This is a genomic window from Prescottella defluvii, assembly GCF_000738775.1.
Taxonomy (GTDB): Bacteria; Actinomycetota; Actinomycetes; order Mycobacteriales; family Mycobacteriaceae; genus Prescottella; species Prescottella defluvii.
Map to the genome: position 1 here is coordinate 25,407 of NZ_JPOC01000079.1, position 11,749 is coordinate 37,155.

Below are 11,749 nucleotides of genomic sequence, written 5' to 3' on the forward strand. Positions count from 1 at the left end.
GAGGCCGCCGTCCTCATGAATACACCGCCTGCCCGTTCTCGTCCGGGTTCTTCGAGATCCTCCGCGCGAGATACAGGCCCTCGAGCGCCAGTTCGGCGGCCGACGCCCGCTCCCCGTCGGACTGCGCACCGAGTCGGGTCGCGACCTCGTCGAGCACCTCGAGGTCGGGCAACTCCCCCAGCAGCGCCTTCGCGGTGACCCGCTCCCCGGTCACCACGGGCTGCCCCTGTTCGACGGCGATCACCAGTGGTGCGAGGTCGATGCCGCCGAGCCGGGTTCGGGCGGTGTCCGCGGTCGCCCGCCGCAGCAGGTGTTCGAGGATCTCGAGTTCCCTGCCCTCCTCGCCCGATTCGAACTCGACCTTGCCGCGCAGCACCTCCACGATCGTGCCGAGGTCGATCGGCCGGGCCACGGGATCGGCCTCCCCGAGCACCGCGCTGCGATGCACCGCGGCCGCGCTCACCGTCTCGGCCCCGGCCACCGCGAACCGGGCCGACACTCCCGACCGCTGATCCACCGACGTCGACTCGCGCAGCAACCGGGTGAACCGGGCCAGCACCTCGAGCAGGTGATGCGGCACTCGCGCCTGCAGGTGCGCCTCCTGCTCGATCACCGCGATCTCGTCCGCGAGCAGCGACGGATAGTGGGTGCGGATCTCGGCGCCGAAGCGGTCCTTGAGCGGGGTGATGATCCGGCCGCGGTTGGTGTAGTCCTCCGGGTTGGCGCTGGCCACCAGCACGACGTCGAGCGGGAGTCTCAGGGTGTAGCCGCGCACCTGGATGTCGCGTTCCTCCATGACGTTGAGCAGCGACACCTGGATCCGCTCCGCGAGGTCCGGCAACTCGTTGATCGCAACGATGCCGCGGTGAGCGCGGGGCACCAGGCCGAAGTGGATGGTCTCCGGGTCGCCGAGACTGCGGCCCTCGGCAACCTTGATCGGGTCCACGTCGCCGACGAGGTCGGCCACCGACGTGTCGGGGGTCGCCAACTTCTCGGCGTACCGCTGACTGCGGTGCCGCCACTCCACCGGCAGGCCGTCCCCCAGCTCGGCGGCCCGCCGCACCGAAAGCGGCGTGATCGGCTCGTACGGGTGCTCCCCGAGTTCCGAACCGGCGATCACCGGGGTCCACTCGTCGAGCAGCAGGAACAGGGTTCGCAGCAGCCGCGTCTTGCCCTGCCCGCGCTCACCGAGCAGGACGACGTCGTGCCCGGCGATGATCGCCCGCTCGAGTTGCGGCAGCACCGTCTCCTCGAATCCGACGATCCCCGGCCACGGGTCGAGTCCGTCCCGCAGCGCCGCGAGCAGGTTCTCGCGCATCTCGTCCTTGACCGCACGGTGGACGTGACCGGACGCCCGCAATTCGGCAACGGTCCGCGGCAGATCGGCTGGCGATGTGGCAGTCACCACTCCAAGTTACGAGTGTTCGGGCGATTCGGCACGTGGGCCCGCCGCCGCGTGCGAAGTGGGTGCCCGGCTCTGATAAACACGGGGCATGGCCGATACCGAGATCACCTTCACCACCGGCGCGATCACCCTGCACGGCAGCCTGCGCCTGCCCGCCGGGTCGGGTCCCGACGCACCCGCCCCCGCGGTCCTGCTGCTCGCCGGCAGCGGGCCGACCGACCGCAACGGCGACAGCGCGCTGCTCCCGGGTTCGATCGGCACGCTCGGGTTCCTCGCGGACCTGCTCGAGCAGCACGGCTTCGCGAGCCTGCGCTACGACAAGCTGGGCAGCGGTTCCACCGGGCTCGGACCGTACGACGTCGAGGACATCAGCGACCTCGGCTTCTCGGTGTTCACCGACGCCGCCGACGCCGCGCTGACCTTCCTGTCCGACCGGGCCGCCGTCGACCCGGAGCGCGTGTACGTCGTCGGGCACAGTGAGGGCGCACTGATCGCCCTGGCGCTGGCCGACAGCGGCGCGAAGGTCGCCGGCCTGGGCCTGCTCGAGCCGCTCGCCGTGCGCCTGTTGGACCTGCTCACTGCGCAGATCGACGGCCAGCTGACCGCCGTCGTCGGCGCCGGTCAGCTCCCGATCGAACTGGCCGACGAGCTGCGCCTGGCGCTCGCCGGGGCCGTCGAGTCGCTGCGCACCGATGCCACCCTGAGCGACGACCTGCCCGACCCGCTGCGCGCCGCCGGGCTGGTCCCGGCGAACGCCCGGGCGCTCGCCGAGGAGGACGCGCTCGATCCCCGCGAGCTGGCCGGCCGCCTGCCCGCCGGGATGCCGGTCGTGACGAGCTGCTCAGCCAAGGACATCCAGCTGATCAGCAGCGACGTCGACGCACTCGACGCCGCGCTCGCTCACACCGCGCTCACGTCGGTGCGGATGACGACCGCGAACCACGTGCTCAAGGACATCGGCACCGGCGTCTCGACGGGCGCCGACTACATCGAGCCGCTGCCGTGGTCCACCGAGTTCACGGACGGTTTCGAGGGCTGGCTCGCAACCCTCCGCTAGGCACCCCGGACGGCCGCTCGGCGACACACTCGCACGAAAACAAGATGTCGCCGAGCGGTCACTGCTGTATGGTTCTCCGTTAACCAACGGGCACACACGAGAAAGGTACGGTCACGATGCGCGTCGAAAGCGCCGCGAAGTATGCAATGCGGCTTTGCAGCAAGCATTTTTCCCACGATCACGTATTCGCAGCCGTACCCGCGTGGCACGGCCCCGCAGCCTTCGATCGACGGCACCGAGAATGAGTCACCCGTAAACGGCACCATTCTCGGCACCCGAAGGCACACCGCCTCGGGTGCCTTTTCTTTTCGGTCGATCACCCACACACAGTTCAGGAGAACCACGATGAAGCTTCGAATCGGCGCACTGAGCGCCCCCCAGCAGGACCTGCCCGGTGACCTCACCGGACAGGTCGTCACCCTCGACCTCAGTCACATCGACATCGGCCAGGACGCGGCCGCGGCCGAACTGATCGGTCGACTGCTCGCCCGCGGTGCCGCCCGCCTGGTCATCTCGGGCACCGACGACGCCAGTGCCCGCGCGCTCGTCGAGTCCGCACAGCACAACGCTCCCCCGTCCGGGCTCGCGGCCTGAGGCTCGCGAACTCCGGACGAGGGAGCGTCGTCCGAGTGATCGATCAGTGCGCGAAGTGGCGCGCACCGGTCAGGTAGAGCGTGACGCCGGCCTCGCGGGCGGCCTCGATGACCTCGTTGTCGCGGACCGAGCCACCGGGCTGGACGACGGCGCGGACACCGGCGTCGAGCAGCACCTGAAGGCCGTCGGGGAACGGGAAGAACGCATCCGACGCGGCCACCGAACCCTGCGCACGATCACCGGCACGCTGCACCGCGAGGTGCGCCGAGTCGACACGGTTGACCTGGCCCATGCCGACGCCCACCGAGGCGCCGTCGTTCGCGAGCAGGATCGCGTTGGACTTCACGGCACGGCATGCGCGCCACGCGAACTCGAGATCCGCGAGGGTCTTCTCGTCCGCGGCCTCGCCGACCACGAGAGTCCAGTTGGCCGGGTTGTCGCCGTCCGCGTCGAGGACGTCGCGCTCCTGCAGCAGTGCGCCGCCGGAGATCGGGCGCAGTTCGACACCGGTTGCGGTGGGAGCCGCGGCCTCGAGGACGCGCACGTTCTTCTTGCGGGCCAGCACCTCGACGGCGCCGGCGGCGTAGGACGGCGCGATGATGACCTCGGTGAAGATGTCGGCGACCTGCTCGGCCATCTCGACGGTCACCTCACGGTTCGCGGCGATGACACCACCGAACGCGGAGACCGGGTCGCACGCGTGCGCCTTGCGATGCGCCTCGGCGATGTCGGCACCGACAGCGATGCCGCACGGGTTGGCGTGCTTGATGATCGCGACGGCGGGCTCGGCGTGGTCGTACGCGGCACGCCACGCGGCGTCACCGTCGGTGTAGTTGTTGTACGACATCTCCTTGCCGTGGAACTGCTTCGCCTGCGCGAGCCCTGCCGGGCCGGACGGGCTGTCGTACAGCGCCGCCGCCTGGTGCGGGTTCTCGCCGTAGCGCAGCACCGCGGAGCGGTCCCAGGTGGCACCGACCCAGCGCGGGAACTTCGACAGTGCAGAGTCTTCCGTCGCTTCGCTCGGGGTGACGGACTCGACGAGGCTCTCGGTCATCCAGGTGGCGACCGCGACGTCGTAGGACGCGGTGTGCTGGAACGCCTGCGCGGCCAGAGCGGTGCGCTCGAAGAGGTTGAAGCCACCGGCCTCGACCGCGGCGAGGACGCCCTCGTACTTCGCGGGGTCGACGACGACCGCGACGGACGGGTGGTTCTTGGCGGCCGCGCGGACCATCGACGGACCGCCGATGTCGATCTGCTCGACGCACTCGTCCGGGGTGGCGCCCGATGCGACGGTCTGCGTGAACGGGTACAGGTTCACGATCACCAGCTCGAACGCCTCGATGCCCAGCTCCTCGAGCTGGGCGAGGTGCTCCGGCTTGCGGGTGTCGGCGAGAACGCCGGCATGCACGCGCGGGTGCAGCGTCTTGACGCGGCCCTCGAGGCACTCGGGGAAGCCGGTCAGGTCCTCGACCTTCGTGACCGGGATGCCGGCGTCGGCGATCCTGGCTGCGGTGGAACCGGTGGAAACCAGCTCGACACCGGCCTGGTGCAGGCCGGTGGCCAGTTCGACCAGTCCGGTCTTGTCGTAGACGCTGACAAGTGCGCGGCGCACAGCCTTGCGTTCACTCACTGGGGATCACGGCCTTTCGTCCGTCGGAAACAACACCTCGGAGGGCGACGGCGGCCACGACCTCGGCCAGCAGTCGCCGCTCAACAGTCTTGATGCGCTCGTGCAGCGTCGCCTCGTCGTCGTCGGCGAGGACCTCGACCGGCTCCTGCGCCAGGATCGGGCCGGTGTCGATGCCGCCGTCGACCAGGTGCACCGTCGAGCCGGTGACCTTGACGCCGTACGCGAGAGCGTCGGGAACCGCGTGCGCGCCGGGGAACGACGGCAGCAACGCGGGATGCGTGTTGATGATCCGGCCACCGAAGCGTTCGATGAACGCGGGGCCGAGGATCTTCATGAAGCCGGCGCTGACGATCAGGTCGGGCCGGTGTCCTGCGACGGCCTCGGTGAGCGCGACGTCCCAGGCGGCACGGTCCGGGTGATCACGCAACGCCACACGGAAGTGGTCGATGCCCGCGTCCTCGGCGTGTGCGGTGGCGCCGCAGTCCCGGTCGACGCCGACCGCGACGATGGTCGCGGGGTATCCGTCGGCGTGGGTGGCGCCGATGAGCGCCTGCAGTAGGCTGCCCGTCCCCGACGCGAGTACGACGATCCGAGCGGGCACAGTGGGCCGCAGCTGGTCACGCGTGGCAGTCAGCGCACTACTCCTGATTTCGAGACGGTCGGGCCGCATCACGGGCCGGGTTAGAGACTAGTCGCTGGGGGTCACCGGACCGTCCGGCAGGTCGCCTTCCGACGACTTGCTCGCGGTCGTCTCCGGCGCGTCCGTCTCCGGCTCCCCCGGATCCAGCGGCTCCGCCTCGACTTCCACGTCGATCACGTCTGCACGATCGACGGCGGCCGGGGCCTCCTCGGAGGCGTCGACCAGCTCGCCCTCGAGCACCGCCTCTCCGGAATCAGCGGCGGCATCGAGCTCGGCCGAGCGCGACACCGGCTCCGGCTCCGAATCCGCGGCAGTGTCCGACTCCGGGTCCGAATCCGGGTCGACATCCGGCTCCGAGCGGTACCGCATCGACGGCAGCGCGAGGCGCTTCACCTCGAAGGCGAGCGTGGGATCGTTCTCGCCGCCGTCGAACACCGCCGCCGCCCCGGCGTCCTCGGACGGTTCGGTCGGCGCGGTGTCACCGTCGTCAGCCGACTCGACGTCGCCCTGCCGCGCGATCAGTGTCGCGACCGCCAGTCCCGGCAGCACCAGGAGCCCGAAGGTGATCAGTCCCAGCGCCATCGGCTCGACACCGACGAAGCCGTACGCCCCCAACTCCCCGCCCGCCGCGAAACCGACGGCAGCGGCCACCACGGCGACACCGGCGGCGGCGCACCCCACGGTGTACGCGGTCTCCTGCACCGGCAGCCTCAGCCGGCCACAGTCCCAGCCGAGGAGCGCACCGACCGCGAGCGGCACGATCAGCAGCGCCGGCCACCCGGTTCCGACCAGTTCGGTGGGGACCCCACCGAGGACCGGGACCGGGGGCACCGGGCCCGGGACGATGTCGAAGACGCTCACCGCGGTGCCACCGGCGTGCGCCGTCCCGCCGGCCAGGACCGCGACCGCCCCGACGGCGACGTTCGGCAGGTACAGCACCGACAGGACACTCAGCCCCAGCACGCCGACCAGATCCGAGCCCTCGCCGAGTAGTGCCCCGACCTCGGACCACGACCACAGCAGCGAGGCGACGATGACGGCGGAACCCGCCGCGAACAGCGCCATCGCGGCCCGTGCGGCCACGCGGGGTACCTCCGGAACCCAGGAGGGTGCGCCCCGGCGCACGCATTCGGCCCGCCCGATCGTCGTACCGACCCCGGCCGCCGCGGCAACGAGGTGGATACCCAGCACCCACGCCAGAGCCTCGGCGGCGTTCGGGACCTCGAGTGCGACGGCGGATTCCGCGTCGGCGACGACCGCGAGCGCGATGAGCGTCATCACGAGCGGGCCGGCGACCGCGGCGGCCACGACCCGCGCCGCGTCGACCGGCGTCGTGCGTGCCGTCACCGCACGTGCGCACCCGCGGGCGACGGCCCACATCATCACGGCCGTCGGCAGGAGCGGGAGGACGCCGAGCGGGGCGTCCGTGACGGTCAGCGCAACCTGGTGGAGCGCCAGCCAGCACGCGGCGATCGCCCCGACCACCCCGGCGAGATCACTGTTCGATGCGACCAGCGTGACGATGACGACGACACTGATCGCGGCGATCGCGACACCGGTGGGCCGCAGCGCCACGCCGAGCAGCGCGCGCACCTGGTCGGTGCCGGGATCGGGTCGGTCGGAGATGTCGCGGCGCGCGCCACGACCAAGCAGAGAAGTCATCGGTTCGAGGGTCGCACCCACGCCCGGCGGCGGCGTTCAGGCGCGCCGAGGCGTGGCGCGGCCCACTCGATCACTTCTTCTCGTCGTCCGGATTCTCGGTCTGCGCGCCGAACGCCTGGGTGGGCGCGCTGGGCGAATCGGAGGACCCGGCCGGAGTGGGAGGCTGCGTCGACGGCGCGTCGGACTGCGGCGCCTGCGGCTGCTGCGGAATGTGCTGCGTCGGCTGGTGCGAGGGGTAGGGCTGCTGACCGGCCTGGAACTGTCCGTACCCGGCTGTGGGCTGGGGCTGCTGGGGGTAGCCCTGCTGCGGGTAGCCCTGCTGCGCCTGGCCGGCCGGACCGTACGGCTGCTGCTGCGGGTAGCCCTGGCCGTAACCCTGCTGGACGCCCGGGGCGCCCGGGGCACCCGGGGCGCCATAGCCCTGCTGGCCGGGGTAGGCCTGCGGATGGCCGTAGGCAGCGGGGTGAGTGTGGGTACGGGTCGGCCGCCCCTGCGGCTGCTTGACGAGCCCGGAACCGAACAGGAACACCGCGGTCGCGATCACGGCCTGGACGAACGCCAGGATCAGGATCGTGACGCCGCCGCCCGCGAGGCTGCCGCCGGTGGGAATGTTGAGCATCAGGGCGAACGACGCGAGGAAGCCGACCACCGACGCGGCCGCAGCGGGACCCGCGTAGGACTGCTTCGGCAGCAGCGCCAGACCGGCCAGCAGTCCGCCGAAGAGCAGGAAGGTGAGCGGTAGCGAGCCGTTGCTCTCGAACGCGTTGGCCGAGAGTTCGACACCGTACCGGGAGCCGGCCGCGTCCTTCAGGTACGGAGCGAACCCGAGGAGGAAGTTGACGACGCCCAGCGCGAGGACCGCAATGCCGAGATAGAACGACAAACTCTTGGCGGCGTTCGCCGCCGGCGGCTGCGAGGGCTGGCCGAAGCCCGACCCTCCGTCGGTGTAAGTCATGTCTGCTCCTAGTCGACGTATCAAACCCCATGAACGCTACCCTGATCATCCACGCGGATCATCGGGAAAGTCGTGGGCGATACCGCGACGACGCCGGTCCCGGACACGCCGCCCGCCCGGCCGCGACACACCGCACGGGAAGATGGGCTCATGCCCTTCACGCTGCCCGCCGGGACCGAGATCGAGACCGAGACCGAGGTCAAGCATTCGCGCTTCATCGCGGTGCTCCGGCGGATCGACGGCCCGTCGAACGCCCAGGACTTCGTGGACGCGCAGCGCCGTCGCTATCCCGACGCGCGGCACCACTGCTGGGCCTACATCACGGGCAACGGCCCGTCGGACCGGATCGAGCGGTCGAACGATGACGGCGAACCGGGCGGGACCGCCGGGATTCCGATGCTCCAGGTCCTGCGGGCCCGGGACCTCGTGGACGTCGCGGTGGTCGTCACGCGCTACTTCGGGGGCATCAAGCTCGGTGCCGGTGGGCTGGTGCGGGCGTACTCGGGGGCCGTCGTCGCTGTCGTCGACGACGCGGTCGCCGCGTCCGCGCTGCTGAGTCGCGAGCGCCTCGAACTGGTGTCCGTCGAGGTGGGCCACGACATCGCTGGACGGGTGGAGTCCGAGCTCCGCGCCCGCGGGGTGAGCGTCGTCGACGCCACGTACGGCGCCGCGGTCACCTTCACGCTCGCCACCCGCGATCCCGCCCAACTCGCGTCGACCGTCGCCGAACTGACCTCCGGCGCAGGAGAACTCACGCCGGCGGGCGTCCAGTGGGTCGACGTCTGACGCACTTTCCCCCGAATGCCGAACGGCGCCCGCGGCCAGGCGGATGCCTTGGCTGCGAGCGCCGTTCGGGTGATCAGACTGCGATCAGAGGTTCTTCAGGATCTCGCGAGCGAGAGCCGCGGTCTCGGACGGCGTCTTGCCGACCTTGACACCGGCAGCCTCGAGGGCGTCCTGCTTGGCCTGCGCGGTGCCCGAGGAACCGGAGACGATGGCGCCGGCGTGGCCCATGGTCTTGCCCTCGGGAGCGGTGAAGCCCGCCACGTAGCCGACGACCGGCTTGGTGACGTTGGCCTTGATGTAGTCGGCGGCACGCTCCTCGGCGTCGCCACCGATCTCACCGATCATCACGATGATCTTGGTCTCGGGATCCTTCTCGAACGCCTCGATGGCGTCGATGTGGGTGGTGCCGATGACCGGGTCGCCGCCGATGCCGATGGCGGTCGAGAAGCCGTACTCGCGCAGCTCGAACATCATCTGGTAGGTCAGCGTGCCGGACTTGGAGACCAGGCCGACCGGGCCCTTGCCGGCGATGTTCGCCGGGGTGATGCCGACGAGCGCCTCACCCGGGGTGATGATGCCGGGGCAGTTGGGGCCGATGATGCGGGTCTTGTTGCCCTTCTCCACGTTGTAGGCCCACGCGTAAGCGGAGTCCTGCACCGGGATGCCCTCGGTGATGACCACGAGCAGCGGGATCTCCGCGTCGATGGCCTCGACGATGGCGTCCTTCGAGAAGGCCGGGGGAACGAACGCGATCGAGACGTCCGCGCCGGTCTCCTTCATGGCCTCGGCGACGGTCGCGAAGACCGGCAGCTCGACGGCGTTGCCGTCCTTGTCGGTGTGCGAGACCGTGGTGCCGGCCTTGCGGGCGTTGACGCCGCCGACGACCTGGGTGCCGGCCTTCAGCATCAGAGCGGTGTGCTTGGTGCCCTCGCCGCCGGTGATGCCCTGGACGATGACCTTGGAGTCCTTGGTCAGGAAGATAGCCATTGTTGTCTGTGTCCCTTACTTCGCTGCGAAGGCGAGCTCGGCAGCCTTGTCGGCAGCCTCGTCCATGGTTGCGACGACCGTGACCAGCGGGTGGTTGGCCTCGGCGAGGATGCGACGACCCTCTTCGACGTTGTTGCCGTCCAGGCGCACGACGAGCGGCTTGTTGGCCTCGTCGCCCAGGGTCTCGAGCGCGCCGACGATGCCGTTGGCGACCGCGTCACACGCGGTGATGCCACCGAAGACGTTCACGAAGACGCTCTTGACCTGTGCGTCGTTCAGGATGACGTCCAGGCCGGCAGCCATGACGGCCGCCGAGGCGCCGCCACCGATGTCGAGGAAGTTGGCGGGCTTGACGTTGCCGTGCTTCTCGCCCGCGTAGGCGACGACGTCCAGGGTCGACATGACCAGGCCGGCGCCGTTACCGATGATGCCGACCTCGCCGTCGAGCTTGACGTAGTTGAGGTCGTTCTCCTTGGCCTTGAGCTCGAGAGGATCGGTGGCGTCACGATCCTCGAACTCGGCGTGGCCGGGCTGACGGAACGCAGCGTTCTCGTCGAGCGTGACCTTGCCGTCGAGGGCCAGGATCTGGTCGTCGGGCGTACGGACGAGCGGGTTGACCTCGACCAGGAGAGCGTCCTCCTTGATGAAGACCTCCCACAGCTTCTGGATCGTGTTGGCCGCAGCGTCGAGGACCTCGGCGGGCAGCTTGCCGGCCACGGCGATCTCGCGCGCGAACGCCAGGTCGACACCCTTGACGGCGTCCACGGGGATCTTCGCGAGGGCGTCGGGGTTCTCCTCGGCGGTGACCTCGATCTCGACGCCACCCTCGACCGAGCACATGGCCAGGTACGTGCGGTTGGTGCGGTCCAGCAGGAAGGAGATGTAGTACTCCTCAGCGATGTCACTCGCCTCTGCGACCAGCAGCTTCTTGACGACGTGGCCCTTGATGTCGAGGCCCAGGATCGCCTCGGCGTTCGCCTGCGCAGCATCCGCGTCGGGCGAGTACTTGACGCCACCGGCCTTGCCGCGGCCGCCGACCTTGACCTGCGCCTTGACCATCACAGGCTTGCCGATTTCTTCCGCGATCTCGCGGGCACCGGCGACAGTGTCGGTAACACGGCCGGCCGACGTCGGCACGTCGTGCTTGGCGAAGAGTTCCTTCGCCTGGTATTCGAAGAGATCCATGTGCTCACCGTCTCGTCTGCGTTGACGCCCGCTCGAGGGGTAGGAGCGGGTCCGTGTCGGACTTTATCTAGTTCAATCAATCGACTATCGCTCGCCCACATGCTATGTGGCATATGTCACGCACCGACAGTCGTCACGGCACGCCACACAGCGGGTTGCGCGCCCCGGAGAGGGTAGCGGTCCCGGCGTGGAATGCCACGGCAAGGATGGCAGGTGCGACACCCGGGCCCGCGGGCGGGACCACTTCGCTCGAACTCGTCGCCGGGCGACATGTAACACCGCCGTGTCATCCCGATATATGAACGAGACCATTTGGGATGTTCGGCATTCCCCCAGCTCAGGCTGTGACGCCCGTCACATCTTCCAAATCGTGATGGGGTACAGGTTGCCCAGCCGCAACCGTTTCGTTACCGTCGCCAAGGTCTAAGTCACAGGCAGGTCACGGGCAGGAGGACGGCAGGGCACATGCACCACCGCGCTCAGTTCACGGCCAGTCGATTCACCGAACAACACGCCGACCCGGAATCCATCGAGCCCTCGCAGGCATTTCGGACCGCGGCAGATCACGAGTTCGAGCGTTGCAATCCAGCAGCGGAGCCGTCTCCGGTCACACTGCTGCACCGAGTGGACAACGGCGTCCCGCCCAGTTATCCGACGCCCCCGGAGGTTCGTTACTCCGAGGCCGAAAGTTCTGAGATTTGCAACGCCATGCTCCACAGTGAAAAAAAGCCCGAGAATCCCGAAGGCTCGACCCCGTTCGACGCCTTCGCCCCCGCCGGATCCGCTGACGCGGCCCGCGACGTCGCCTCTCCTGCGCGACGCGGCGGTCTTCACCGCCTCCCCACTCC

10 protein-coding genes and 1 pseudogene are annotated in these 11,749 nt (G+C 69.7%); 4 read left to right on the forward strand and 7 right to left on the reverse strand.

Features of this window, described 5'->3' with window-relative positions:
- Nucleotides 1-13 precede the first annotated feature (13 nt).
- Nucleotides 14-1,405, reverse strand: a complete 1,392-nt coding sequence (locus IJ15_RS0122960) for an ATP-binding protein (RefSeq protein WP_197059894.1) — start codon at nt 1,403-1,405, stop codon at nt 14-16.
- 88 nt (nt 1,406-1,493) lie between these two features.
- Between IJ15_RS0122960 and IJ15_RS0122965 the strand changes: the two genes are divergently transcribed.
- Nucleotides 1,494-2,462, forward strand: coding sequence for an alpha/beta hydrolase (locus IJ15_RS0122965; protein WP_031940671.1), 969 nt, complete (start codon nt 1,494-1,496; stop codon nt 2,460-2,462).
- A gap of 345 nt (nt 2,463-2,807) precedes the next feature.
- Nucleotides 2,808-3,056, forward strand: a complete 249-nt coding sequence (locus IJ15_RS0122970; RefSeq protein WP_031940672.1) for a hypothetical protein — start codon at nt 2,808-2,810, stop codon at nt 3,054-3,056.
- Nucleotides 3,057-3,099: 43 nt separating this feature from the next.
- Here the strand turns inward: IJ15_RS0122970 and purH are convergent, their stop codons facing one another.
- The 4 genes from purH to IJ15_RS0122990 all read right to left on the reverse strand — a co-directional run bounded on the left by purH (nt 3,100) and on the right by IJ15_RS0122990 (nt 7,943).
- On the reverse strand, nt 3,100-4,686 hold the full coding sequence (gene purH / locus IJ15_RS0122975) for a bifunctional phosphoribosylaminoimidazolecarboxamide formyltransferase/IMP cyclohydrolase (RefSeq protein ID WP_031940673.1): 1,587 nt from the start codon (nt 4,684-4,686) through the stop codon (nt 3,100-3,102).
- On the reverse strand, nt 4,679-5,356 hold the full coding sequence (gene purN, locus IJ15_RS0122980; RefSeq protein ID WP_197059895.1) for a phosphoribosylglycinamide formyltransferase: 678 nt from the start codon (nt 5,354-5,356) through the stop codon (nt 4,679-4,681). Before purN ends, purH begins: the two co-directional genes overlap by 8 nt.
- 18 nt (nt 5,357-5,374) lie before the next feature.
- Complete coding sequence (locus IJ15_RS0122985; protein ID WP_031940675.1) at nt 5,375-6,988, reverse strand: cell division protein PerM; 1,614 nt, start codon at nt 6,986-6,988, stop codon at nt 5,375-5,377.
- 70 nt (nt 6,989-7,058) lie between these two features.
- Nucleotides 7,059-7,943, reverse strand: coding sequence for a DUF5336 domain-containing protein (locus tag IJ15_RS0122990; RefSeq protein WP_031940676.1), 885 nt, complete (start codon nt 7,941-7,943; stop codon nt 7,059-7,061).
- A gap of 150 nt (nt 7,944-8,093) precedes the next feature.
- Here IJ15_RS0122990 and IJ15_RS0122995 point away from each other — a divergent pair, with 150 nt between their 5' ends.
- The gene (locus tag IJ15_RS0122995; protein WP_031940677.1) at nt 8,094-8,729 is read left to right on the forward strand and encodes an IMPACT family protein; all 636 of its coding nucleotides are present in this window, start codon (nt 8,094-8,096) and stop codon (nt 8,727-8,729) included.
- A gap of 84 nt (nt 8,730-8,813) precedes the next feature.
- Here the strand turns inward: IJ15_RS0122995 and sucD are convergent, their stop codons facing one another.
- Complete coding sequence (gene sucD, locus IJ15_RS0123000; RefSeq protein WP_031940678.1) at nt 8,814-9,716, reverse strand: succinate--CoA ligase subunit alpha; 903 nt, start codon at nt 9,714-9,716, stop codon at nt 8,814-8,816.
- A gap of 15 nt (nt 9,717-9,731) precedes the next feature.
- Entirely contained in the window at nt 9,732-10,901 is a 1,170-nt protein-coding gene (gene sucC / locus IJ15_RS0123005; protein WP_031940679.1) for an ADP-forming succinate--CoA ligase subunit beta, read from the reverse strand.
- Nucleotides 10,902-11,366: 465 nt separating this feature from the next.
- Here sucC and IJ15_RS26805 point away from each other — a divergent pair.
- A pseudogene (locus IJ15_RS26805) lies at nt 11,367-11,749 on the forward strand (hypothetical protein); the annotation flags it as partial.

Bases quoted from the DNA above. Each gene is read 5' to 3' on its own strand.
- IJ15_RS0122995 (WP_031940677.1), top strand. From the start codon at position 8,094: ATGCCCTTCACGCTGCCCGCCGGGACCGAGATCGAGACCGAGACCGAG.
- IJ15_RS0122985 (WP_031940675.1), bottom strand. From the start codon at position 6,988: ATGACTTCTCTGCTTGGTCGTGGCGCGCGCCGCGACATCTCCGACCGA.
- sucC (WP_031940679.1), bottom strand. From the start codon at position 10,901: ATGGATCTCTTCGAATACCAGGCGAAGGAACTCTTCGCCAAGCACGAC.
- IJ15_RS0122965 (WP_031940671.1), top strand. From the start codon at position 1,494: ATGGCCGATACCGAGATCACCTTCACCACCGGCGCGATCACCCTGCAC.
- IJ15_RS0122990 (WP_031940676.1), bottom strand. From the start codon at position 7,943: ATGACTTACACCGACGGAGGGTCGGGCTTCGGCCAGCCCTCGCAGCCG.
- sucD (WP_031940678.1), bottom strand. From the start codon at position 9,716: ATGGCTATCTTCCTGACCAAGGACTCCAAGGTCATCGTCCAGGGCATC.
- purN (WP_197059895.1), bottom strand. From the start codon at position 5,356: ATGCGGCCCGACCGTCTCGAAATCAGGAGTAGTGCGCTGACTGCCACG.
- IJ15_RS0122970 (WP_031940672.1), top strand. From the start codon at position 2,808: ATGAAGCTTCGAATCGGCGCACTGAGCGCCCCCCAGCAGGACCTGCCC.